The organism is Micromonospora sp. CA-248260, from assembly GCF_050942205.1.
In the GTDB taxonomy this organism is placed as follows: Bacteria; Actinomycetota; Actinomycetes; order Mycobacteriales; family Micromonosporaceae; genus Micromonospora; species Micromonospora antibiotica.
Genome location: NZ_CP192021.1, coordinates 4,829,735 through 4,852,422, shown reverse-complemented (window position 1 = coordinate 4,852,422; position 22,688 = coordinate 4,829,735). Strand labels below are relative to the sequence as shown.

The 22,688-nt window shown below is 72.8% G+C and carries 18 protein-coding genes; 9 read left to right on the top strand and 9 right to left on the bottom strand.

From position 1 onward, the window contains the following. The 3 genes from ACQP2H_RS20670 (at position 1) to ACQP2H_RS20660 (ending at position 3,820) form a co-directional block, all read left to right on the top strand. Positions 1–921, top strand: coding sequence for a carbohydrate ABC transporter permease (locus ACQP2H_RS20670; protein WP_219463627.1), 921 nt, complete (start codon positions 1–3; stop codon positions 919–921). A 356-nt stretch (positions 922–1,277) separates the two neighbouring features. After that, positions 1,278–2,957, top strand: coding sequence for a bifunctional 3'-5' exonuclease/DNA polymerase (locus tag ACQP2H_RS20665; RefSeq protein ID WP_357537155.1), 1,680 nt, complete (start codon positions 1,278–1,280; stop codon positions 2,955–2,957). A gap of 269 nt (positions 2,958–3,226) precedes the next feature. Further along, the gene (locus ACQP2H_RS20660; RefSeq protein ID WP_219470184.1) at positions 3,227–3,820 is read left to right on the top strand and encodes a nucleotidyltransferase family protein; all 594 of its coding nucleotides are present in this window, start codon (positions 3,227–3,229) and stop codon (positions 3,818–3,820) included. 289 nt (positions 3,821–4,109) lie between these two features. Here the strand turns inward: ACQP2H_RS20660 and ACQP2H_RS20655 are convergent, their stop codons facing one another. The 5 genes from ACQP2H_RS20655 to ACQP2H_RS20635 form a co-directional block, all read right to left on the bottom strand. Beyond that, entirely contained in the window at positions 4,110–4,919 is an 810-nt protein-coding gene (locus ACQP2H_RS20655) for a metal-dependent hydrolase (RefSeq protein ID WP_219463626.1), read from the bottom strand. 102 nt (positions 4,920–5,021) lie between these two features. Beyond that, positions 5,022–6,803: a serine/threonine-protein kinase gene (locus tag ACQP2H_RS20650; RefSeq protein ID WP_433233610.1), complete on the bottom strand. Its 1,782-nt coding sequence runs from the start codon at positions 6,801–6,803 to the stop codon at positions 5,022–5,024. A gap of 258 nt (positions 6,804–7,061) precedes the next feature. Further along, on the bottom strand, positions 7,062–9,164 hold the full coding sequence (locus ACQP2H_RS20645; protein ID WP_433228537.1) for a protein kinase domain-containing protein: 2,103 nt from the start codon (positions 9,162–9,164) through the stop codon (positions 7,062–7,064). Between the two features lie 64 nt (positions 9,165–9,228). Continuing rightward, positions 9,229–10,560: a glycosyltransferase family 4 protein gene (locus ACQP2H_RS20640; protein ID WP_433228535.1), complete on the bottom strand. Its 1,332-nt coding sequence runs from the start codon at positions 10,558–10,560 to the stop codon at positions 9,229–9,231. Between the two features lie 143 nt (positions 10,561–10,703). Then, positions 10,704–12,644: an amylo-alpha-1,6-glucosidase gene (locus ACQP2H_RS20635; RefSeq protein WP_433228533.1), complete on the bottom strand. Its 1,941-nt coding sequence runs from the start codon at positions 12,642–12,644 to the stop codon at positions 10,704–10,706. A 45-nt stretch (positions 12,645–12,689) separates the two neighbouring features. Here ACQP2H_RS20635 and ACQP2H_RS20630 point away from each other — a divergent pair, with 45 nt between their 5' ends. From ACQP2H_RS20630 to ACQP2H_RS20620, 3 genes are all read left to right on the top strand, one after another. Beyond that, positions 12,690–15,428, top strand: a complete 2,739-nt coding sequence (locus ACQP2H_RS20630; protein WP_219463618.1) for an MGH1-like glycoside hydrolase domain-containing protein — start codon at positions 12,690–12,692, stop codon at positions 15,426–15,428. A 100-nt stretch (positions 15,429–15,528) separates the two neighbouring features. Next, on the top strand, positions 15,529–16,236 hold the full coding sequence (locus ACQP2H_RS20625) for an HAD family hydrolase (RefSeq protein WP_433233608.1): 708 nt from the start codon (positions 15,529–15,531) through the stop codon (positions 16,234–16,236). A gap of 396 nt (positions 16,237–16,632) precedes the next feature. Beyond that, the gene (locus tag ACQP2H_RS20620) at positions 16,633–17,322 is read left to right on the top strand and encodes a L,D-transpeptidase family protein (RefSeq protein ID WP_433228531.1); all 690 of its coding nucleotides are present in this window, start codon (positions 16,633–16,635) and stop codon (positions 17,320–17,322) included. Positions 17,323–17,470: 148 nt separating this feature from the next. On the opposite strand, the gene ACQP2H_RS20615 is transcribed toward ACQP2H_RS20620, so the two are convergent. From ACQP2H_RS20615 to ACQP2H_RS20600, 4 genes are all read right to left on the bottom strand, one after another. Beyond that, positions 17,471–17,746, bottom strand: coding sequence for a hypothetical protein (locus ACQP2H_RS20615; RefSeq protein WP_219463615.1), 276 nt, complete (start codon positions 17,744–17,746; stop codon positions 17,471–17,473). 47 nt (positions 17,747–17,793) lie between these two features. Beyond that, positions 17,794–18,225, bottom strand: coding sequence for a hypothetical protein (locus ACQP2H_RS20610; RefSeq protein ID WP_208569832.1), 432 nt, complete (start codon positions 18,223–18,225; stop codon positions 17,794–17,796). A gap of 518 nt (positions 18,226–18,743) precedes the next feature. Further along, positions 18,744–18,926: a DUF397 domain-containing protein gene (locus ACQP2H_RS20605; protein ID WP_204926244.1), complete on the bottom strand. Its 183-nt coding sequence runs from the start codon at positions 18,924–18,926 to the stop codon at positions 18,744–18,746. Next, on the bottom strand, positions 18,923–19,720 hold the full coding sequence (locus ACQP2H_RS20600; RefSeq protein WP_219463614.1) for a helix-turn-helix domain-containing protein: 798 nt from the start codon (positions 19,718–19,720) through the stop codon (positions 18,923–18,925). The genes ACQP2H_RS20605 and ACQP2H_RS20600 overlap by 4 nt, the downstream gene beginning before the upstream one ends. A 293-nt stretch (positions 19,721–20,013) precedes the next feature. Here ACQP2H_RS20600 and ACQP2H_RS20595 point away from each other — a divergent pair, with 293 nt between their 5' ends. The 3 genes from ACQP2H_RS20595 (at position 20,014) to ACQP2H_RS20585 (ending at position 22,688) form a co-directional block, all read left to right on the top strand. Next, positions 20,014–20,268, top strand: a complete 255-nt coding sequence (locus tag ACQP2H_RS20595; protein ID WP_433228528.1) for a flavin reductase — start codon at positions 20,014–20,016, stop codon at positions 20,266–20,268. A gap of 234 nt (positions 20,269–20,502) precedes the next feature. Then, positions 20,503–21,792, top strand: a complete 1,290-nt coding sequence (locus ACQP2H_RS20590; RefSeq protein WP_219463610.1) for an ABC transporter substrate-binding protein — start codon at positions 20,503–20,505, stop codon at positions 21,790–21,792. Further along, positions 21,789–22,688 (top strand): carbohydrate ABC transporter permease, encoded by a 900-nt coding sequence (locus ACQP2H_RS20585; protein WP_433228526.1) that lies wholly within the window; start codon positions 21,789–21,791, stop codon positions 22,686–22,688. The genes ACQP2H_RS20590 and ACQP2H_RS20585 overlap by 4 nt, the downstream gene beginning before the upstream one ends.

Sequence of the window (22,688 nt, the reverse complement as noted above, 5' to 3'; positions counted from 1 at the left end):
ATGGCCGCACAGACGACGCTGCCGCCGGCCGCGGCGGACACCCCGCCCGGCCGGCCCGCCGCCCGCACCCGCAAGGGCCGGGGCGAGCACCACGAGGTACGACTGTTCAGCGGGCTCGGTCAGCTGGCGCTCGCCGTCTGGGCGGTGATCGTCATCGTGCCGATCCTCTGGACGTTCCTGGCCGCGTTCAAGAACACCGGCGAGATCTTCAGCAGCCCGTGGACGCTGCCGGCGGAGCTGCGCTGGGAGAACTTCGGCCGGGCCTGGACCAAGGCGCACGTCGGCCGGTACTTCCTCAACAGCGTCTTCGTGGTGTCGTGCAGCACCTTCGGCACCATGCTGTTCGGTTCGATGGCCGCGTACGTGCTGGCCCGGTACAAGTTCCGGGGCAACCGGGCGATCTACTACCTGTTCGTCTCCGGGTTGGCCTTCCCGGTCTTCCTGGCGCTGGTGCCGCTGTTCTTCGTGGTCCGCAACCTGGGCCTGCTGGACACCCACACCGGCGTGATCCTGGTCTACATCGCCTACTCGCTGCCGTTCACCATCTTCTTCCTGGCCGCGTTCTTCCGGACGCTGCCGAACTCGGTGGCCGAGGCCGGCATGATCGACGGCTGTTCGCACACCCGACTGTTCTTCCAGGTGATGCTGCCGATGGCGAAGCCGGGCCTGATCAGCGTGGCGATCTTCAACATCATCGGGCAGTGGGCGCAGTACCAGTTGCCCCTGGTGCTGCTCTCCAACGCCAAGGACAAGTGGGTGCTCACCCAGGGCATCGCCGACATCTCGGTCAATGCCGGCTACGAGGCCGACTGGTCCGGCCTGTTCGCCGCCCTGACCATCGCCATCCTCCCGATGATCATCGTGTACGCGATCTTCCAGCGGCAGATCCAGTCCGGTCTGACCTCCGGCGCGGTCAAGTAGCCCCCTCCGTCCCGGCGGCGAGGCGACCCGCTCCATCCCGCCGCCGGGCCGGCTGGCGCTCCGCCCTGCCGCCAGCCCTCATGCGCGGTCAGTGCCCGGGACTTCGGTTCCCGGGCCCCGGTTCTCGGGCCCCGGGCCCCGGACCGCGGTTCTCGGGCCGCTGGGCCGCTGGGCCGCGGCGGCACCCGGCCCCGCCACTGTGCTGCGGCAGCTGTCCGGGTGCCGGCACGCCCCCTGCCCCTCAGTACCGCAGTGGGCGATCCGCAGGTGTCGGTAGGTGACGGCCGGACAGGTGGGACGGACCCGGCGACCGGCGGAAGCGGCGGGGTGTCACAGGGGCGGGGCAGAATCGGGCCGTGGCGGTGGTGGCGGTGGTGGCGGGCGAGCGGGGCGGTGGCGCGCTCCGGCCGCTGGACGCCGCCGGCCGCCCGTCCGGCGCGGTCGAGCTGGTCGACGACCTGACCCGCGCGGTCGCCGCCCGGGAGGCCGCCGAGCGTCCCCGCTGGGTGTGGGGCTCCGGCACGGCGGTCTACCCCATCCTGCTGGGTGCCGGGGTGCGGGTCGAGCGGTGCCACGACGTCGAGCTGACCGAGGCGCTGCTGCTGGGGCACGCCGGGCGGTGGGGCGAGCCGCGTTCACCGGCCGCCGCGTACGCCCGGCTCATCGGGGCCGTGGTCCCACCCGACCCGCCGGCCCGGCCGCCCGCGCCGCCCGGTCACGGCCAGGCCGCGCTCTTCGAGGCCGTCCCCGGCCCGCCGGGCCCCGGCATCGACACCCTGACCCGGGTGTACGCCGACCAGCTCACCCGGATCGCCGCCACCGCGCATCCCGGCCGGTTCCGGCTGCTGGTCGCCGCCGAGTCGGCCGGTGCGCTCGTCGCGGTCGAGATGGCCGCGGCGGGGCTGCCGTGGCGGGTCGACGTGCACGGTGAGATCCTCGCCGAGCTGCTGGGCGAGGCGTCCCCGATGGGCGGGCCGCCCCGGCGGCTGGCCGAACTGGCCGCCCGGATCGCCGAGGCGCTCGGGGTGCGGCAGCTGCACATCGACTCCCCGGCGGAGCTGATGCGCGCCTTCGCCCGCGTCGGCGTGCAGCTGCCCAACACCCGGGCCTGGGTGCTGCGCGGCGTCGACCATCCGGCCGTACCGTTGGTGCTCGAATACAAGGAGCTGTTCCGGATCTGGACGGCGCACGGCTGGGCCTGGCGGGACGCCTGGGTCCGCGACGGCCGGTTCCGCCCGGAGTACGTCCCCGCCGGGGTGGTCTCCGGCCGGTGGGCGACCCGGGGCGGCGGCGCGTTGCAGATCCCCAAGGTGATCCGGCAGGCGGTGGTGGCCGATCCGGGGTGGCAGTTGGTGGTGGCCGACGCCGGCCAGTTGGAGCCCCGGGTGCTCGCCGCGGTCTCCGGCGACGCCCGGCTGGCCACCGCCGGTGCGGCCGGTGACCTCTATGCGGCGTTGGCGCAGGACTCCTTCGGTGGTGACCGGGCCCGGGCCAAGCTGGCCCTGCTCGGCGCGATGTACGGGCAGACCGGTGGCTCGGCGCTGCCCGCCCTGGCGGTGCTCAAGCGCAGCTACCCGACCGCCTTCGGTTACCTGGAGGCGGCAGCCCGCACCGGCGAGGCGGGCGGTCTGGTCCGGTCCTGGCTGGGGCGGACCTGCCCACCGGGGACAGCCGGCTTCGACACCGGTGACGATGCCCTGGTGGACCCGGACGCCGGGTCGGACCCCCGTTCACCCCGGGCGCGGGCCGCCCGGTCCCGGGGCCGGTTCACCCGGAATTTCGTCATCCAGGCCACCGCCGCCGAGTGGGCCTCGACGATGCTCGCCACGCTCCGGGGCGAGCTGGCCGGTATCGGTGGCGAGTTGGTCTTCTTTCAGCACGACGAGGTGATCGTGCACTGCCCGGCCGAGCTGGCCGATCCGGTGACCGAGGCGATCCGCCGGGCCGGAGCACGCGCCTCGACCCTGCTCTTCGGCGACACCCCCGTCCGCTTCCCCCTCGACCTCTCCACCGTCGACTGCTACGCCCACGCCTAACCCACCCCCACCCCCACCCCACCCCTCCTCCCGTCCCCACCCCCGCCCATCCCCGGGTCCCCCGCCCATCCCCTCCCGTCCCCGGTGATCAAGAGGTTTGCGTCAGCCGGATCGAGTTTCCTGACGTAAACCTCTTGATCACCGAGGGCAGGTGGGGGACGGGAGGAGGGTTAGGGCAGGGGGCGGGTGGGTATTACGCGTGAAATATCCGTTTCGTGCCGACACGGATCGGGTGAGGGCTCGTTGCACCCGGTGTGCGTATCGCAGGAATGATCATCGCGGCGGGCGGGGGACGCCGGCTCGGCGGCCCCGAGGCATTACTGCTCCAGGGAGGCCGGCCGCTGGTCAGCTGCATGATCGACACGATGACCGAGGCCGGGTGCGGGCAGTTGGTGGTCGTGTTGGGCGCGGCGGCCGACGAGGTACGGGCGGCGGCTGACCTGAGCCCTGCCACCGTGGTGGTCAACCGGGCCTGGGGCACCGGCGTCGGCTCGTCGATCCGGGCTGGCCTGGCCGCGCTGGCCGACAGGCGGGTCGAGGCGGTGGTGGTGGTCCCGGTCGACATGCCCGGCCTCACCCCGGAGGCGGTCCGCCGGGTGGCCGCGCTGCCCTACCCGGACGTGCTCGCCTGCGCCACCTACGACGGGTTGCGCGGTTACCCGATGCTGTTCGGCCGTCGACACTGGGCCGGCATCGCCACCCTGGCCAGCGCCGATGTCGGAGCCCGACCTTACCTGTTGGCGCACAAGGACCAGATCGTCGACATCGCCTGCGACTCGGTCGCCGACGGCAACCGGGTCGACACCCCGGAGCTGATGGCGCTCTACGGCCTCACCGTGCCACCGCAGCGGGTCGGCGTCTGATCAGCGTTCAGGCAGGCGGCGGGGATGCTGCCGCCTGCGGAACGCGACAGGTGACCGCCGACCGCTCGGCCAGCGCCCCCGACCGTCCCCTCACCCACGAACCCGGCCCCCACCCACGGCCAACCAGGCCGACTCCGCCCCTCCCCGCCCGCCTTTCCCCCGGGTGATCAAGAGATTTGCGTCAAGAATGATCTCCATGTTGACGCAAACCTCTTGATCACCGGGGAAAGGCCGGGGCGGGGAGGAGGCGGGGAGGAGGCGGGGGCGGGGCGGGGGCGAGCGGGAGGGGTTAGACCTCTATGTTGAATCGTTGCAGGACCGAGGGGGCTACCAGGCCGACCGCCGCGAGTACGGAGAGCACCGTCAGCGCGGTGCGCAACACGACCACCTCGGCTTTGCTGCCGGTGCGCAGGGCGATGCTGTTCGGCAGCCCGATCATCGTCCACATGCGGCGCTTGATCGGGATCGGCCAGAGGATCGGCACCCCCGCCTTGGTGATCATGTCGCCGAGGATGTGCACGAAACAGCCCACTCCGACGGCCAACCCGATCATCGGGTAGCCGCGGTCGCCGGGCAGGGTGGCGAAGGTGAACCAGGCGGCGGCGGCCGAGACGAGCGTGACGATCACCCAGCCGGCCCGTTCGGCCCACTCGTCGAAGAGCCCGCGCAGCGCCAGCCCGATCATGAAGAACAGGATGCTCACCACCGCCCACTTGCCGTACGCGGCGCAGAGCGCGGTGGTGCCCCAGCCGACCAGCACGGTGAACGGGATGGTGTGGGTCAGCGTACGGTGGCCGTTGTTGCGGCGCGGGTCGCGGCTGAGCTTGGTGGCGTAGTAGACGCCGAGGGAGATCTTCTCCATCACCTCGGCGACGAAGAGCGAGAAGACGCCGAAGGTGCGGGCCACCGTCGCGCCGCCCTGGTTACGGGTGACCTTGCCGGAGAGGTCGAGGTCGGGAAAGAGCGCGCCACCGGCACAGACCGCCGTGCCGACGGCCAGCGCCAGCGGGGACTGGTGGTAGTCGGCGAAGTAGTCCAGCGCCCACGACCCGGTCAGCCACACCGCCGCGCCCGACAGTGCGTGGGACGGTCCCATCATCTCGCCTCGCCCCTCCCCGGGTTCTTGATCGACAACGCTACGCCACTGTGTCAGAGCCGTCACCGACGGGGCAATCACCCGGACAATCCACAGGGGACGGTGTCAGTCGGCGGGGCGGAAACTCTGCCTGATCATCAGGAAGTATGTCGCGTTGACCTGCCAGTCGAACTGGTCTGTCAGCCATGAGACGGTGTACGCCCGGTCCCGGGTGACCCGTACCAGCAGCCGGGCGGTGTGCAGCCGGCCACCGGTGGCACCGGTCCACTCGCACTCCCACAGTGCGCCACCCCGGAACATGTCCAACGGGACGATCTCCACCCGACGGTAACCGGTGAGCCGGCCGTCATCGGTGAGCCGGCGTTCCTCGGCCTGCCAGTGGGCGACCGGGTCGGCCGGGGCGTCACCGGGGGCCACGCTGAGCACCCGGGGGCCGCCCGGCTCCCGCAGGCAGGTCACCGTGCCCTCGGTGTAGTGCAGCCACCCGGCCGGCGCGGCGATCCGGAATCCGGTCGGGTCCTCGTACCAGGTCCAGCCCGGGACCAGGCCGAACCGCTCACCCGCCGGCGGTGGCGCGGACCGGACCGGGGTGGCGTCCGTCGGCGCGGGCGCGGCGCACGGGAAGGCCGCCGGCCGGGCCACCGGGTTGCCGGCGCCGCCGCCCGGTGAGGACGGGGTGGTGCCGTCGTCGTGCAGGGCGAGCGTCGTCCCGACCCCGGCCAGCAGGGCGCCCGCGACGGCCACCGTGACCAGGGCGATCCGTCGGCGGCGACGTGCGTCCGCCACCGGCACCGCCGGGGTACGTCCGTCGACCGGACTCCGCCCGGCCGGACCGATCCCGGCCGGATCCGGCGCGGCCGGGCCCGGTCCCGGTGGACCGATCCCGGCTGGATCCGGCGCGGCCGGGCCCGGTCCCGGTGGACCGATCCCGGCTGGATCCGGCCCGGCGGGACCGATCCCGGCCAGACCCGGCCCGGCCAGACCCGGTCCCGGTGGACCGATCCCGGGACCCGGCCCGGCCGACCCGGAGGGCGGGGGCGCGTCGACGGTTGCCGGGTCGGTCGGGATCTCCGGCCGGTGGACAGCCGCGCCGGGCGGAGGTGGCCCGGCGGGGGAGGGACTGCCGGTCGGCGGTGCGGCGAGCGCGGCGAGCAGCAACGACTCCGTCTCGGCGGCGGTGGGCCGTTCGCCCGGCTCCCGGCGCAGCAGACCTTCCAGCACCGGACGCAGCGGCCCGGCCCGACGCACCGGGTCGGGCGGCTCGGTGGCCAGGGCGCTCAACGTCGCCATCGCACTGGCGCGGGCGTACGGGGACTGCCCCTCCACCGCCGCGTAGAGCGTGGCGCCCAACGACCACAGGTCGGTACGCGGGTCGGAGACCCCGTCGCGGGCCCGCTCGGGAGCGACGAACTGCGGCGACCCGAGCACCAACCCCGGGCCGGTCATCAGCCCGTCCCCACCGTCGAAGGTGGCCAGCCCGAAGTCGGTGAGCACCACCCGCCCGTCGTCGGCGACCAGCACGTTGTGCGGTTTGACGTCGCGGTGCAGCACCCCGGCGGTGTGTGCGGCCCGCAGAGCGGCCAGCACCGCCAGCCCGATCCCCGCCACCCGGTGCGGGTCCAGCGGTCCTTCGATGCCGAGCAGTTGCTGCACCGACCGGGACGGGACGTACTCCATCACGATCCAGGGGTTGTCCCCGTCGTGCACCACGTCATAGATCCGGACCACGTTCGGGTGGTTGAGCCGGGCTGCGGTACGCGCCTCGCGCAGCGTCCGTAGCCGTAGTTCCGAGCGTTCGGACTCGGCGAGCCAGTGGGGCGGGACGACCTCCTTGACGGCGACATCCCGGTGCAGCATCTCGTCGCGGGCCAACCAGACCCGGCCCATCCCGCCGGTGCCGGCCAGTTCGAGCAGGCGGTAGCGCCCCGCGACCAGCTGCTGCTGCACGACTTTCCCCCTCGACTGCCCCCTCACCAGGGTAGCCACCGAGCTGCGGTTTCTCGACCGCAGCGACGGTGGCCGCAGCGACGGTGGCCGCAGCGATGGCGGCCGCAGTGACGGTGACTGCAGTGACGGTGACCGCAGTGACGGCGGCCGCAGTGACGGCGACCGTGACGATGGGGGCGGGCGCAGCGGCGGGGCCGGTCAGGTGGGCGAGGTCACCTCGGTCGACCGACCCTGGAAGCTCTCCCGCACCACCCGCAGCTGGCTGTTCGAGTTGCTCCAGTCCTCGTCGGCGGCGGACCAGCTGAGGATGAACCCGGACAGGTTCCGACCCGGGATCATCCGGACCGCGTGCTCCCGGCCGCCGAACGGGGTGTCCCAACGGCACTCCCACTGGGCGCCGTCATCGTCGAGAGTGTCCAGCCTGATCTTGTCGTACCCGGGCAGGGCGTTGAAGTCGAGCTGCGTGCGTTCCTCGGCCCGCAACCGCTCCAGCGCGCCGCCGCCACCACCGGCCAGCGGTTCCACGCTGAGCGTCCGGCGGCTGCCCGGGTCGCGGAAGCAGGCCACCTGCCCCTCCTGGGTGCGCAGCCAGCCGACCGGGACGGCGATCCGGAAGCCGGCACCGTCGTACCAGGTCCAGCCGGCCGGGGGACGGAACCCGCCGTCCACGGTCGCCGGTCGGCCGGTGACCTTCGTGCCGACCGGATCGGGCCGCAGGCAGGGCAGGGGCGGCGGGGCGAGGCCCGGTGCGCCGGGCGGTGGGTTCGGCCGGCCCCGGTCGGCACCCGGCGGGCCGTACGGGCGGGTGGAGGGCACGCCGGTGACGGGCACGTCGGTGCTGCGCGGCGCGGCCCGCTGCTCGTCGTTGTCGATCGCGAACGTGGTGCCGATGCCCACCGTGGCCCCCACCGCCAGGGTCGCCCCGGCCAGTAGCCAGCCCCGGGTGCCGCCGGGCAGCCGGGTGAACATCCCGACCACCCCACCCGTCCCGGTCGCCCGCCGTGATCCCGCCCCCGCGCCGGACCGCCCCGGGCCTCGTCCACCCGCGCCACCGCGTCCCGGGTCCGCCCCGGGACCGTGTCCCCCCGGGACGCCGGGTTCCGCCCCGGCGCCGGCGGGGGCAGGTCCGCCCGATCCCGGCGCGGCGGTGGCCGGGCCGGACGTCGGCACGCTGCCGTCCGGTGCCCCGACACCCGGCCCGGGACGGCCGGGCTCCGGGCCCGACGACGTCGAGCCGGTGGTGCCGGCCGTCGTCGGGGAGGAGGACGTGGTGGGGCGTTCCCCCGAGTCACCGGCGACCCGGCGACCTGGTGGCCCCCACTCCCGTTCGGCGTCGAGTTCCGCGCGGCTCCTCGCCGCGCGGTCCGTCGGCTGCTGCGTCGGCTCGCCGTCCCCGCCCGGCCGGGGCGGCCGGGCCACGCCCACCGGACGGGCGACCGGCAGTATCACCGTCGGCGGCTCGGCGGCGGGCGTCGGTCGGGTCACCGCCTCCAGGCGGCGGTTCGTCTCGTCGTGGCCGATCCGCTGCCGGGGGTCGCGCAGCAGCAGCCCGTCGAGGACCGGGCGCAGCGGTCCGGCGTGCGGCGCCGGGTCCGGCGGGGAACTCGCCAGGGCGGCCAGGGTGGCCATCGCGGTGCTCCGGGCGTACGGGGAGCGGCCCTCCACCGCGGCGTGCAGGGTGGCCCCGAGCGACCACATGTCCGCCTCCACGCTGGACACGCCGTCGGCGGCGCGTTCCGGGGCGACGAACTGCGGCGAGCCGAGCACCATCCCGGGGCGGGTCATCAGCCCGTCCCCACCGTCGAAGGTGGCCAGCCCGAAGTCGGTGAGCATCACCCGTCCGTCGTCGGCGACCAGGACGTTCTGCGGCTTCACGTCGCGGTGCAGCACCCCGGCGGAGTGCGCGGCCCGCAGCGCGGCCAGCAGCGCCAGCCCGATCTCGGCGGCGCGCACCGGGTCGACCGGGCCGGTGGTGTCCAGCACCGCCTGCAACGACCGCGACAGGACGTACTCCATCACGATCCACGGGCGATCCTCGATCTGCACCACGTCGTAGACCCGGACCACGTTGGGATGGTTGAGCCGGGCGGCGGTGCGCGCCTCACGCAGGGTCCGCAGCCGCACCTCGTCGCGTTCGTCGTCAGCCAACCAGGCGGGGGGCACCACCTCCTTGACCGCCACCTCGCGATGCAACACCTCGTCGCGGGCCAGCCAGACCCGGCCCATGCCACCCCGGCCCACCAAGTTCAACAGGCGGTACCGGCCGGCGATCACTACCTGCTGCACCGTTCTCCTCACCATCGGCCGAGGTACACCGTAGCCAATGGATCGGGGCGGACCTATCGGTCGTCGGGTCCCGGTTTCCTCAGCAGGCGGCACCGTCGAACGCCAGCAGGTTGCCCTCGGGGATGGCGATCCGCTGGCGACCGCCGGTCAGCAGGGTCGCGGCGCGTCGGGCCTGGAAGCCGCCGTGTTCGCGACGGGCGGTGGAGTAGCTGCTCACGGTACGTGCGGCGATGGCTACCCAGCCGTACCGCTCGCCGACCATGGTGCGGGCCCGGCGGGCCACCCGGCGGGCGAAGACCTCGTCGCCGACGAGCCGGTCGACCGCACCGGCGAGCGCGCCCGGGTCGCTGTGCGGGAAGGTCACCCCGGTGACGCCCGGCTCGACGATCTCGGCCAGCCCGCCGGTGCTCGCCACCGCCAGCGGGGCGCCGGCCGCCGCCGCCTCCAGGGCGATCATGCCGAACGGCTCGTAGAGGCTCGGCACGACCGTCGCGTCGGTGGCGGCGAGCACCGCCGGGAGCTGTCCGGCGTCGAGGAACCCGGCGAACCGGACGCTGTCGCCGACGTGCAGCCGGCGTACCTGGTCGACCAGCTCGTCCTTGTACGGGCCGTCCCCGGCGATCACCACCCGCAGCCCCGGGTGCCGCTCCCGCAGGTGCGGCACGGCGTCCACCAGGTGCTGTACGCCCTTCTCGTAGACCAGCCGACCGGCGTAGCCGACCAGCGGGCCGTCCCCGGCGAACCGGGCGCGGGCCGAGGCGACCGCCCGGGGCCGGGCCCGCCAGGCCCGGTCGTCGACCCCGTTGGGCACCACGTCGACCCGCCCCGCCGGGACGTCGAACAGCCGGCTCACCTGGGCGCGCATGTAACCGGAGCAGGCGATCACCCGGGTCGAGGCGTTGCTGATCCAGTGTTCGACACCATGGATGGTGCGGTTGAGTTCCCCGGGCAGCCAGCCCTGGTGGCGGCCGGCCTCGGTGGCGTGGATGGTGGTGACCAGCGGCAGGTCGAGGTGCTCGGCCAGGGTTACGGCGGTGTGCCCGACCAGCCAGTCGTGGGCGTGGATCACGTCGTAGTCGGCGGAGTCGGTGGCCCGCAGGGCGGTCCGGGTCAGGGTGTGGTTGAACGCCATCGTCCAGGCCAGCAGGGACCCGGTGGCCAGCGGGAAGGTCACCGGGTCCTCGGGGGCGCGCAGGACGCGGACCCCCTCGGCGTACTCCTCCAGGGGCGCCCCCTCGGCGTGCCGGGTGACCACGGTGACCTCGTGCCCGGCGGCGGCCAGGGCGGTGGCCAGCGCGTGTACGTGCCGGCCGAGGCCGCCGACCAGCACCGGCGGGTACTCCCAGGACAGCATCAGCACCCGCTGGTGCCGGGCGGGGTGGATGTCGATCACGTCGGCGTCAGGTGACATGCGGCCCCCTTCGGGTGGTGTCCTGGGCGCACGCCGGTGGGACACCAGAAGGGTGTCCTCGCTGCGGCCCGGGGTTGGGGCCCATCCTGCCCACCGGTGGATAACCAGCGGAGACGCCGCCGTTGCCGGTGTGTAACGCCTGCCTATCGAACCCGCCTGACCCGCAGCAGCTCGGCCACCGACCACGCCTGGAACGGGCAGCCGGTGGCGGCGTGCGGGGCGGTGGCGTCCGCCGTCTCGCTGACCGAGCCCAGGCCGAATTCCCCCAGGTGTCCGACCAGCCCGACCAGCAGGTCGTCGGTGGGCAGCCCGGCCTTGCGGTACGCCTCGACGAACGGCCCGACCAGCCACGGCCAGACCGTCCCCTGGTGGTACGCGCCGTCCCGCTCCGCCGGGCCACCCCGGTGCCGGGGCGCGAACTCCGGCGAGTCGGGGGCCAGGCTGCGCGGGCCCAGCGGGGTGAACAGCCCGGCGGCCACCCGACGCAGCGCCACCGGGTCCGGCTCCAGCGGGGCGTACGGCAGCGACCAGGCGAGCAGCTGGTTGGGGCGCAGCAGGTCGTCGTCGTGGTGCGCCGCCCCACCCAGCGGGTACGCCGGGGCGGGCGCGTCCACCACGTCGTGCAGCCAGCCCGCCGGGGTGGGGAACCGCTTGCCGAACGACTCCCGGGCCCGGTCGTGCAACCGCCACAGCTCGTCCGGGTCCTGCCCGGCCAGCTCGGTCAGCTCCGCCAACCCGGCCAACCCGCTGATCCACAACGCGTTGACCTCGACCGGCTTGCCGACCCGGGGGGTCACCGGCACCCCGTACACCCGGGCGTCCATCCAGGTCAGCGCGGTGCCCGGGGTGCCACCCTGGGTGATCAGCCCGTCGGCCGGGTCGACCGCGATGCCGTACCGGGTGCCGGCCAGGTGCGCCTGCACCACCCCGTGCAGCGCCGGCAGCAGCTCGTCACCCAGGTCGGTGTCGCCGGTGACGGTGACGTGCCGGCTCACCGCGTGCAGGAACCACAGCGTCGCGTCGACCGTGTTGTACTCCACCCGACCCGTGTCGGCGGTGTTCGCCAGCATCCCCTCCGACAGCGTCGCCGCGTACCCCCGCAGCAGCTCCCGCCCCTCGTCGGCCCGCCCGGTGCACAGGAACAACCCCTCGTAGGAGGTCATGGTGTCCCGCGACCAGGCCCCGAACCACGGGTAGCCGGCGACCACGTCCGGGCCGGTGGCGGTGCGCACCACGAACGCGTCGGCGGCCAGCGCCAGGGTGGCGTCCACCGCGTCGGCCGGTTTCGCCGCCGCCACGACCGCCCGGTGCCGTTGCCGGGCCGCCGCCACCACCTGCGTCGCCGGGGGCGGCTCCTCGGCCAGGTCGCCGGCCCAGGCCAGCACCGACACGGTGTCCCCGGGGCGGTCCAGCGCGCCGGAGAACCGCCCGGCGCACCACAGGTCCTCGTCGGGGTGCAGCCCCCGGGCGGCCTCCTCGCGGTGGTGCACGCCCAGCCACCACTGCCCCTCGGGCGTCCAGTCCGGGCCGGTCAGCCGGTATGCGCCCTCGACCACCGCGCCGCCGTCGGCCGGCTCCACCCGGGGCGTCGGACCGTCGGCCCGCCGCTCGCCGTGCGCGTCGCGCCAGGTGCAGGCGGCCGACAGGTCCAGCCGGACCGGGCCGCCGGCCACCAGCCGGTGCACCACCGCCACGGCGGGCCGGCCGTACGTCATGGCCAGTTCCCGCTCGATCACCACCTCGCCGATCCGCCACCGCCAGCGCGGCAGCCCGTCGACCAGGTCGAACCGTTCCAGGAACTCGTAGCCGCGCGGGTCGACCACGCCGGAGTTCCACTCGTGCGCGCCGAGCCGCACCCGGGCCCCGGACGGCAGGACCACCGCCGGGTCCAGGCTGACCAGTCCCACCCGGCGGGCGGCCGGCGTCTCTCCGGCGACCACCAGCAGACCGTGGTAGCGGCGGGTCCGCAACCCGCTCACCGTGCCCATGGCGTAACCGCCGAGACCGTCGGTGACCAGCCATTCCCGGGTCGCCCCGGTGGCCAGTTCACCGCAGACCCCCGGCCCGAAACCGAACTCGATCAACTTCTTTCCTCCTGTGGCGGCGAGGTGTAACACGCCACGACGACAATGGCCGCTGTGGTCAAGTACCCCGGCGGCGTCGAAAATGTGCAGGTGCTCACCGACAGATCGCCCTCCGACGCCCCGTCCCCCGACGCCGAGCGGCTCCGGCTCGCCCAGGCTGACGCCGGGGAGCAGGACTGGCGAGCATGGGGTCCCTATCTGTCCGAGCGGGCGTGGGGGACGGTACGGGAGGACTACAGCGAACACGGCACGGCGTGGGACTACTTCCCCCACGACCACGCGCGGTCCAGAGCCTACCGGTGGAACGAGGACGGCATGGCGGGCGTCTGCGACGACCGGCAGACGTTCTGCTTCGCGCTGGCGCTGTGGAACGGCGTCGACCCGATCCTCAAGGAGCGGATGTTCGGCCTCGGCGGCGACGGCGGCAACCACGGCGAGGACGCCAAGGAATACTGGTGGTACCTCGACAGCACCCCCACCCACTCGTGGATGCGCTGGCGCTACCACTACCCGCAGGCCGCCTTCCCGTACGACGAGCTGGTCGCCGTGAACGCCCTGCGCGGCCGGGACGAGAACGAGTACGAGCTGGTCGACACCGGCATCTTCGACGACGACAGGTACTGGGCGGTCACCGTCGACTACGCCAAGGCGTCCCCGACGGACATGTGCATCCTGGTCACCGTCGCCAACCGGGCCGACGAGGCGGCCACCCTGCACGTGCTGCCCACGCTGTGGTTCCGCAACACCTGGGCCTGGGGTCCGCCCGGCGCGGACCGGGTGCCCCGGCTGACCGGCGAGGGGGGCCGGCTGGTCGGCGAGCACTGGGTGCTGGGGCAGATCCTGCTGGAGGGCGACGGCGAGCCGGTCCCGCTGCTCTGCGACAACGACACCAACGCCGAGCGGCTGTGGGGGCTGGCCGGTCGCTCGCCGTACCCGAAGGACGGGATCAACGACCACGTGGTGGCCGGCGCGGCCACCGTCAACCCGGACCGGGAGGGCACCAAGGGTGCCCTGCACTACGTGCTGGAGGTGCCGGCCGGCGGGCAACGGCAGATCCGGTTGCGGCTGACCCGGACCGCCCCGCCGCCCGGGGCCGTCGCACCGCCCCCGGCGGAGTTGGGCGCGGGCTTCGACGCGGTGGTGTGGGCCCGGCGGGCCGAGGCGAACCGCTTCTTCGCCGGGGTGATCCCGGCGGCGGCCAGCGCCGACGAGGCCCTCGTCGCCCGGCAGGCGATCGCCGGGCTGATGTGGGGCAAGCAGTTCTACCACTTCGACGTCAAACGGTGGCTCGACGGCGACCCGGGCTCGACGCCGCCGGCCGGCCGCCGCCACGGGCGCAACAGCGCCTGGTGGCACATGACCAGCTTCGACGTGATCTCCATGCCGGACCCGTGGGAATATCCCTGGTACGCCGCCTGGGATCTGGCCTTCCACTGCGTCACCATCGCCCGGGTCGACCCGGGCTTCGCCAAGGCGCAGGTGCTGCTCCTGCTCCGCGAGTGGTACCTGCACCCCAACGGCCAGATCCCGGCGTACGAGTGGGCGTTCGGCGACGTGAACCCGCCGGTGCACGCCTGGGCGGCGCTGAAGGTGTTCGAGATCGACGGCGGGCGCGACCACGAGTTCCTCGCCCGGGTGATGCACAAGCTGCTGCTCAACTTCACCTGGTGGGTCAACCGCAAGGACACCGGCGGCAACAACCTGTTCGAGGGCGGTTTCCTCGGGCTGGACAACGTCGGCCCGTTCGACCGCTCGGCGGCGCTGCCGGTGGCCGGGGTCCTCGAACAGTCCGACGGCACCGGCTGGATGGCGATGTACGCCCTCAACCTGCTGGACATGGCCATCGTGCTGGCCGAGCACGACCGGGCGTACGTGGACACCGCGACGAAGTTCTTCGAACACTTCGCGTACATCGCCGCCGCCGGTTACTCGCAGGGGCTGTGGGACGCCGAGGACGCGTTCTTCTACGACGTGCTGCGCCTCGCCGACGGCAGTCAGGTGCCGTTGAAGGTCCGTTCGGTGGTCGGGTTGCTGCCGTTGGCGGCCACCACCCGGCTCAGCGCCCGTACCCTGCACCGCCTGCCCGAGCTGGGTGCCCGGCTGCGCTGGTTCCTCACCCAACGCCCCGAGTACGCCGACGTGATCGGGGCCCGTCGGCTCGGCCCGGACGGGCGTCAGCAGCGGCTGCTGTCCATGGTCGGCCCGGAGCAGGTGGTCCGGCTGCTGGCCCGGATGCTCGACCCCGACGAGTTCCTCTCCGACTACGGTCTGCGGACGCTGAGCCGGGCGCACCTGGACAAGCCGTTCGCGGTCGACCTGGGCGGGCAGGAGTTCTGCGTCGGCTACGAGCCGGCCGAGTCGACGAGCGGGTTGTTCGGCGGCAACTCCAACTGGCGCGGCCCGATCTGGATGCCGACGAACTTCCTGCTGATCAGCGCGTTGCGTGACTACGCGGCGTTCTTCGGCGACGACCTGCAGGTGGAGTACCCGACCAGGTCGGGGCGCAAGTGCACCCTGGACGAGATCGCCGACGACCTGTCCGTCCGGTTGATCTCACTGTTCACCCGGGACGACTGGGGCCGCCGGCCGATCTACGGGGCGTGTCAGCTGTTCCAGACCCATCCCGACTGGCGGGACCTGATCGCCTTCCCCGAGTATTTCCACGGCGACAACGGCGCCGGGCTCGGGGCCTGGCACCAGACCGGGTGGACGGCGCTGGTGGCCGACCTGATCCTGACCCTGCGCCGGGACAACCCGGATGTGCCGGGCGGGCCGGGCCGCTAACGTGTCCGGGACCGCCCCCGGGCCGGGCGGCCGACCGATCGGGGAGGGGACCAGGGTGGACACGGGTGCGACCGGGTCGACGTCGGGCGGGGCCGCTGCGGTGGCCGGGACGGTCCCGGGTGGGCGCGCGACGACGCTGATCTTCGACGCCGACGACACGCTGTGGGAGAACAACGTCCTGTTCGAGCGGGTGATCGACGACTTCCTGGACTGGCTCGACCACCCGAGCCTCGACCGGGCCCAGATCCGTACCGTGCTCGACGACATCGAGCGGGCCAACGCGGTGGCCCACGGCTACGGCAGCAAGGTCTTCCTGCGCAGCCTCGGCGAGTGCCTGGAGCGGCTGCGGGAACGGCCGGCCACCGACCGGGAACGTGCGGACATCGACGGGTTGGCCACCGCGCTGGTCAACCACCAGGTCGAGTTGATGCCCGGGGTCGCCGACACCCTCGACGCCCTGGCCACCCGCTACGACCTGCTGCTGCTGACCAAGGGGGACCGGGAGGAGCAGCAACGCAAGCTGGACGCGTGCGGCCTGCTGCACCACTTCACCGCAGCGCACGTCGTGGCCGAGAAGGACGCCGGGACCTACCGGTGGCTGGCCCGGGAACACGGCTTCGCGCCGGCCGACGCGTGGATGATCGGCAACTCCCCGAAGTCGGACATCCTGCCGGCGCGGGCGGCCGGGATGCGGGCGGTGTTCATCCCCAACGAGAACACCTGGGTGCTGGAGAACGACGACCTCGACCCGGCCGACACCGGGGTGATCCGGCTGGCTGCCTTCCCGGATCTGCTCGCCCACTTCTGAGCGCCAACAGCGTCGACCCGGCTGACCGTGTCACGCCGGGATGCCGCAATTCCGCCCCGGCGGGAATCAGCCCCGCAGCCCCCACCTACCTGCTTGCCCGGCCCGGCGACGGGTGCCTAACCTGGGCCCGCGTCCGGCGCCATTCGGGGTGGCCGGGACGCGCCGAAGTCCGACGCCCGGGGCACCGTGGAGCTGAGTGCAGGCGGCCTGGCCCGAGTGTCGGGCCCGACATGGGCGGCCTGCCCCGCCTGTCGTGCTCGCACCGGCGACCACCGCTGCCGGGCCGGACGGCTGGCGGTCAGGGCCGGGGAGTTGCGGACCCGGCCCTGACCCACCGGACCAGCACCCGGCGATCCTCGGGACACCTGGTGTCGTTCGTGGTGCGATCATCTCGGGATGGAAACCACACCCGGCTCGGCACTGGCGACGGGTCGCGGGCGGCCGCTCCCGCCACCGAACCGGGCCTCCCGGCTGACCACCCTGCCCGCCGGGACCCGCCAGGTCGTCATCGTCACCGGCAGCAGCTACTCCACCACGTACGCCACGATGGAGACGTTCCACCAGGCGGGTGGGCGCTGGGTGGCGGTCTCGGCCCCGCTGGCCGCCCGGCTGGGCGCGAAGGGGTTCAGCGACAACCACACCGAGGGGGTGGCGACCACCCCGACCGGGGTCTACTCCTTCGGCCCCACCATGTACGGCATCGCCGCCAACCCGGGCGTGCGCTTCCCCTACCACCGGGTGGTCACCGACGACTGGTGGAACGAGAACCCGAACTCGGCGGCCTACAACACGTTCCAGCACAGCAGCACGAACCCCGGCGGATACAGCGAGGCGTTGTGGCGGGAGGTGCCGGCGTACACCCACTTCGCGGTCATCACCTACAACATGCCGCCGACCGTGCCCAAGCCCGTGCCCAACGCCGGCAGCGGCATCTTCCTGCACGAGTTCAGCAAGGCCGGCGGCGGCCCGACCGCCGGGTGCGTCAGCATGTCGCACGCCGACCTGGTGACCCTGCTGCGCTGGCTGGACCCGAAGCATGCCCCGCGCATCGTGATCTGCCCGGCCCAGAACCTCGGCCGCTACTGATCCCCGTCCGGTGAGGGCTCGGCCGGTGTCGGGCCCTGGCTGGTGGGCTTGACCGGTGTCGGGCCCTGGCCGGTGGAGGCATGGTCGGGTGAGCCCTGGCTGGTGCGGGGCCTTGGTCGGGGTTGAGCTGGCACGCGGTGCGCCGGGGTCAGGCGATCTCGTCCCGGACGATCGCCACCGCCACCCGGCAGAACTCGTCCATGTCGGGCCGGAAACCGGCGGCGATGTCCGGGTGCAGCCCGGACCGGGTCTCGTCGAGCAGCAGCTGGCAGACCTGCTCGACCGGCTCGCCCGCGTAGCCGGCCCGGACCCGGTCGGTGGCGGCCTGGAGGGCCGAGGTCAGCTGATCCTCCAGTGGGCCGCGCAGCTTCTGCTGCACCGGATCGAGCCCTCTCGGGTCGAGCGTGACATGTGGCTCCGACATCGGCGCTCCCTTCGTCGGCGTCCGCGGTACCCCACCGCGGACGTCGGTCAAACCACGGCTGACGCGTCGGCCACCCGGACCTGGTACGAGAAGTCCTCCGCCGGTTCCTCCCGGTACGACAGCCGGCGGATCTGCCGGTCGTCGACGTAGAGGGCGACGTCGACCAGGACCCCGAGATGGGCCAGCCCGATGTTGGCCACCCGCTTCTTGTCCTGGAGCACCGCGCACACCCCGCCCAGCAGGGTGCTGGCGTCGGAGGTGCGGTGCCCGGGTGGGCACCGCAGGATCAGGTCGACCTCGATCGGCCCGGCCAACGGCGTCCAGCCGGTCTGCTGGGCCGCGGCGCAGGCCGCCTCGAGTAGGGCGCGGACCCTCGTCGCCTGCCGATGGCCGGCAGCGAAGATGGACAGCGCCTCGGTTTTCACCGGTGGCAGGCCGCTCACCTCGAACGTCAGGGCGAGAGCGCGGGTGTCCTGCACCACGGGGCACCTCCTCGTTGAGGACGATCCTGCCCGGGCCGGGGGGCGCAGTGGGAGTTCGCGGGAGAACCCACCGAACGGGCAGGCTGATGTCGGCCGGAGGCGTATCGACTACGACGGCGACGCGCGGCCTGGTGGAGTGAGTGCGTCAACGCTAGTGCACGCGGCATGCCCCGGGACAGCCCACCGCGCCCGCCATCCGGACAGTCGTCGACAAGCCGACGGGACGTGCGATGCCGGTCGGGACGGGGGCGGCGCGGTTGATCGACTCCTTGGGGTCGATGTTGCGGTGTCCGCCGCACCTCGATACCGCTGTTGCGCCCCACATGAGTCGATCTTGCGCTCGGCACGCTGCGGCCGGCCGGGCCAGGGCAGCCGAGGGCGGGTCGGATGGGGGCCGGCCGCGGCCGGGTCAGGGCGGGCCGGGATCGGGGCTGGTCAGGCTGACCGGCGCGGGGCGGCCGGGCCGGGTCGACCAGGCTCCCGGCGGTGCGGGGGAGCCTGGTCGACCGACCTGGTCAGTGCCGCTTGGCGTAGCCGACGAACGCGGTCCAGGCCGTACGGTCGAAGTGCAGGGTGCCGCCCTCGCGGTCCTTGGTGTCGCGCACCAGCACCCGGTCGGGCAGATTGTCGGCGACCTCGACGCACGATCCGCCGTTGCCGCCGGACCTGGTCGACTTCCGCCACTGCGGGGTCATCATGTCCATGACTTCGCCACTTCCTCGATCAGCTCGATTGACTGCCGGCGGGGGAGCGCCTCGTTCCGCACGATCTCCCACGTTCTGGCCAGCGTAGCGACATCGGTCGGCGTATCGACGATCTGCGCGGTGAGCTGGTTGTCCGCATGGGCGACCCGCTCGCCGTCGGGCATCTCGGCGATGATGAACTGCCCGGCCAGCCCCAGGTACATGCCGGCGTCGGTCGGCACGATGTGCACCTGGACGTGCTCCTCGGCGGTCAACCGGGCCAGGTGCTCGCACTGCTCGATCATCAGCCCCGGCTGGTCGAGCACCGGCCGGCGCAGCACCGTCTCGTCGATCACGCAGATGAGCTGCGGTGGGCGTTCCCGCCGCAGGATCGCCTGCCGTTCGAGCCGGGACGCCACGATCCGGTCGACGTCCTCCGGGGCGAACCGGCCACCGGCCAGCGTCGCGCGGGCGTACCGTTCGGTCTGCAACAGGCCCGGCACGTACGCCAGCTCGAACCAGCGCAGCGTGGTCGCCTCCCGTTCGAACTCGATCCACTCCCGCAGCCAGGCGGGCTCGGCGTCGAGTCGGCCCAACCGGTCCAGCATCCGCAGGAAGCGCCCGCCGGTGTCGTGGTGGCCGTCGACGGCCTTCATGAACTCCTTCGTGGGCGCCCGGCCGCCGGTCTCCACCGAGCTGACGTGCGACCCCGAGTAGCCGATGCCCTTACCGAAATCCTCCTGGCTGAGTGCGAGTGACGCCCGGAACAGGCGTAACTCCTCCAACACGTAGTCGGTAGCCGTCCCCATCACACCCCCGGTTCCTGCCCACCGTGGACCGGCGGGTCGCTCGTGGTCGCTCACCCACCCTGCTGAGCTGCGCAGATGACGTGAGCGTGTATCGACAGTAGTGGTCCGGTCAGCACACTGTCACCGGTGGCGGGCCCGCTGGCAGCCGGGGAGGGCGGCAGCGGGCCCTGCCCGGGGCCGCTCCCGACACCCCCCGTGCGGGAGCGGCCCCTTCCAATCCCAGGTCGATGCGGTCGGCCTCCGGCCACGACGGCCGGGGGCCACCGCGCCCACGATTCGAGGAGGTGGCGGTGATGGTGGTCCGACCGCCGGTCCCGCACGTCGCGATGCGCCCGCTGTGGCGGTGCCGCAACTGTGGCCGGGAGTGGCCCTGCCAGCCGGCCAAGCTCGCCCTGCTCACCGAGTACCGCAGGGACCGCACCGGGCTGCTGGTCTACCTCGGCACCCTGATGCACGAGGCGACCAACCAGCTCGCCCAACTGCACCCGGAGCACCCGCCGGCCTGGATGACCGAACGTTTCCTGACCTGGGCCAGGGCCCGGCGCTGAAACCGCCCGCACGGGCACGACCCGGACACCGGTGACGCCTGCGCGGTGGGCCCGGCCCCACCCGTCCCGACTCCGGTTACCGACAGGTTTCACGACTTCGCAGGTCGGGCAGTGTAGGCGCACGCAACACCCCGGGGCGGCGCGTTTCCGCACTTCACCGGCCCGGTAACGGCTTGCCGTGCACCGGGGCACGGGTTGACCTCCCCGGTTTCGCCGAAGAGAGGGGGAGGGGCGATGACGGACCCCGGAACGGCCCGACACCGGCGTCGGCCGGCGCTCCGGGCCGGGGCGGCCGCCGCCGCGCTGGCGCTGGTCGCGCCGCTGGCCGCGTGCGGCACCGACGACGGTGGCGGTGGTACGCCCACGATCAACCTGTACTACCCGCCCGAGCAGAACCTGCAGAAGGTGGTCGACGACTGCAACACCCGCGCCGAGGGGCGCTACAAGATCGCCTACCGGGTGCTGCCCCGGCAGGCCGACGACCAGCGGGTGCAGCTCGTCCGCCGGCTGGCCGCCGAGGACACCGGGATGGACGTGCTCGGCCTCGACGTGACCTGGACCCAGGAGTTCGCCAGCGCGAAGTGGATCCGGGAGTGGACCGGTCAGGACAAGTCCGAGGTCGAACAGGGCACCCTGGCGGGCCCGCTGGACACCGCCCGCTACGAGGGCAAGCTCTACGGGGCGCCCAAGAACACCAACGTGCAACTGCTCTGGTACCGCAGCGACCTCGTCCCGCAGGCACCCAAGACCTGGGACGACATGATCACCGTCGCCAAGGACCTCAAGGGGCAGGGCAAGCCGTACCAGGTGCTCACCATGGGCGCGCAGTACGAGGGCCTGGTGGTGCTCTACAACACGCTCGCCGAGAGTGCCGGGGGCAAGATCCTCAGCGACGACGGCAAGCAGGCCGTGATGGACGAAGGCACCGTCAAGGCCCTCGACCAGCTCCAGCGCTTCGCCACGTCGGGCGTGACGTCACCGTCGTTCAGCAACTCCACCGAGGATCCGGTCCGGCTGGACTTCCAGTCCGGCAAGGGCGCCTTCCAGGTCAACTGGCCGTTCGTCTACCCGGCGTTGCAGGAGGCCGACCCGGAGCTGGCCAAGAAGGTCAAGTGGGCCCGGGTGCCCGGCATCGACGCGAACACCCCCAGCAAGGTCACCATCGGCGGGGTCAACATGGCGGTCAGCGCCTACTCCAAGCACCCGACGGAGTCCTTCGAGGCGGCGAAGTGCCTCCGGGACGCCAAGAACCAGAAGTTCTCCGCGATCAACGACGGGGTGCCCCCGACCATCGAGGCGGTCTACGACGACCCGGAGATGGACGAGGCGTACCCGATGAAGGAGACCATCCTGGAGGAGCTGAAGGAGCCGGCGGTCCGTCCGCTGACCCCCGCGTACCAGAGCATCTCCACGGTGATGTCGGCGATCCTGTCGCCGCCGTCGGCGATCAGGCCGGAGCAGACCGCCAAGGAGCTGCGCGACGCGATTTCCGACGCGCTCCAGTCCAAGGGGGTCCTGCCGTGAGTCGGCGAGCCCCGCTGAGCGAGAACAAGAAGGCCGAGCGGAAACTGGGCTGGCTGCTGTGCGCCCCGGCCGCGCTGGTCATGGTGCTGGTCACCGCGTACCCGATCATCTATTCGGTCTGGTTGTCGTTGCAGCGCTTCGACCTGCGCTTCCCCGACCAGCGCGAGTTCATCGGGCTGGAGAACTACGTCACCGTGCTCAGCAACGAGTTCTGGTGGACCGCGTTCGGGGTGACCATGCTGATCACGGTGGTCACCGTCGCGGTGGAGCTGGTGCTCGGCATGGGGCTGGCCCTGGTCATGCACCGCACCCTGGTCGGCCGGGGCATCGTCCGGACCGCCGCGCTCATCCCCTACGGCATCGTCACGGTCGTCGCCGCGTTCTCCTGGCGGTACGCCTGGACGCCCGGCACCGGCTACCTGGCCAACCTGTTCGACGGCAGCGCGCCGCTGACCGAGCGGGCCAGTTCGCTGGCGATCATCATGCTGGCGGAGATCTGGAAGACCACCCCGTTCATGGCCCTGCTGCTGATGGCCGGGCTGGCGCTGGTCCCGGAGGACCTGCTCAAGGCGGCCTCCACCGACGGGGCGACGGCGTGGCAGCGGTTCACCAAGGTGATGCTGCCGGTGATGAAGCCGGCGATCCTGGTCGCCCTGCTGTTCCGCACCCTCGACGCGTTCCGGGTTTTCGACAACATCTTCGTGCTCACCAACGGCGGCAACGAGACCTCGTCGGTGTCGATGCTCGCCTACAACAACCTGATCCGGGGGCTCAACCTCGGCATCGGCTCCACGATGTCCGTGCTGATCTTCATCATGGTGGCGATCATCGCGTTCGTCTTCGTGAAGCTGTTCGGCACCGCTGCCCCGGGCAGCGACGACGGGGAGAGGCGCTGA

Excerpts from the sequence above, each read along its gene's own strand:
- ACQP2H_RS20670 (WP_219463627.1), top strand. The coding sequence starts at position 1 with ATGGCCGCACAGACGACGCTGCCGCCGGCCGCGGCGGACACCCCGCCC.
- ACQP2H_RS20660 (WP_219470184.1), top strand. The coding sequence starts at position 3,227 with ATGATCATCGCGGCGGGCGGGGGACGCCGGCTCGGCGGCCCCGAGGCA.
- ACQP2H_RS20655 (WP_219463626.1), bottom strand. The coding sequence starts at position 4,919 with ATGATGGGACCGTCCCACGCACTGTCGGGCGCGGCGGTGTGGCTGACC.
- ACQP2H_RS20650 (WP_433233610.1), bottom strand. The coding sequence starts at position 6,803 with ATGGGCCGGGTCTGGTTGGCCCGCGACGAGATGCTGCACCGGGATGTC.
- ACQP2H_RS20645 (WP_433228537.1), bottom strand. The coding sequence starts at position 9,164 with ATGGTGAGGAGAACGGTGCAGCAGGTAGTGATCGCCGGCCGGTACCGC.
- ACQP2H_RS20640 (WP_433228535.1), bottom strand. The coding sequence starts at position 10,560 with ATGTCACCTGACGCCGACGTGATCGACATCCACCCCGCCCGGCACCAG.
- ACQP2H_RS20630 (WP_219463618.1), top strand. The coding sequence starts at position 12,690 with ATGGCCGCTGTGGTCAAGTACCCCGGCGGCGTCGAAAATGTGCAGGTG.
- ACQP2H_RS20620 (WP_433228531.1), top strand. The coding sequence starts at position 16,633 with ATGGAAACCACACCCGGCTCGGCACTGGCGACGGGTCGCGGGCGGCCG.
- ACQP2H_RS20615 (WP_219463615.1), bottom strand. The coding sequence starts at position 17,746 with ATGTCGGAGCCACATGTCACGCTCGACCCGAGAGGGCTCGATCCGGTG.
- ACQP2H_RS20605 (WP_204926244.1), bottom strand. The coding sequence starts at position 18,926 with ATGATGACCCCGCAGTGGCGGAAGTCGACCAGGTCCGGCGGCAACGGC.
- ACQP2H_RS20600 (WP_219463614.1), bottom strand. The coding sequence starts at position 19,720 with ATGGGGACGGCTACCGACTACGTGTTGGAGGAGTTACGCCTGTTCCGG.
- ACQP2H_RS20595 (WP_433228528.1), top strand. The coding sequence starts at position 20,014 with ATGGTGGTCCGACCGCCGGTCCCGCACGTCGCGATGCGCCCGCTGTGG.
- ACQP2H_RS20590 (WP_219463610.1), top strand. The coding sequence starts at position 20,503 with ATGACGGACCCCGGAACGGCCCGACACCGGCGTCGGCCGGCGCTCCGG.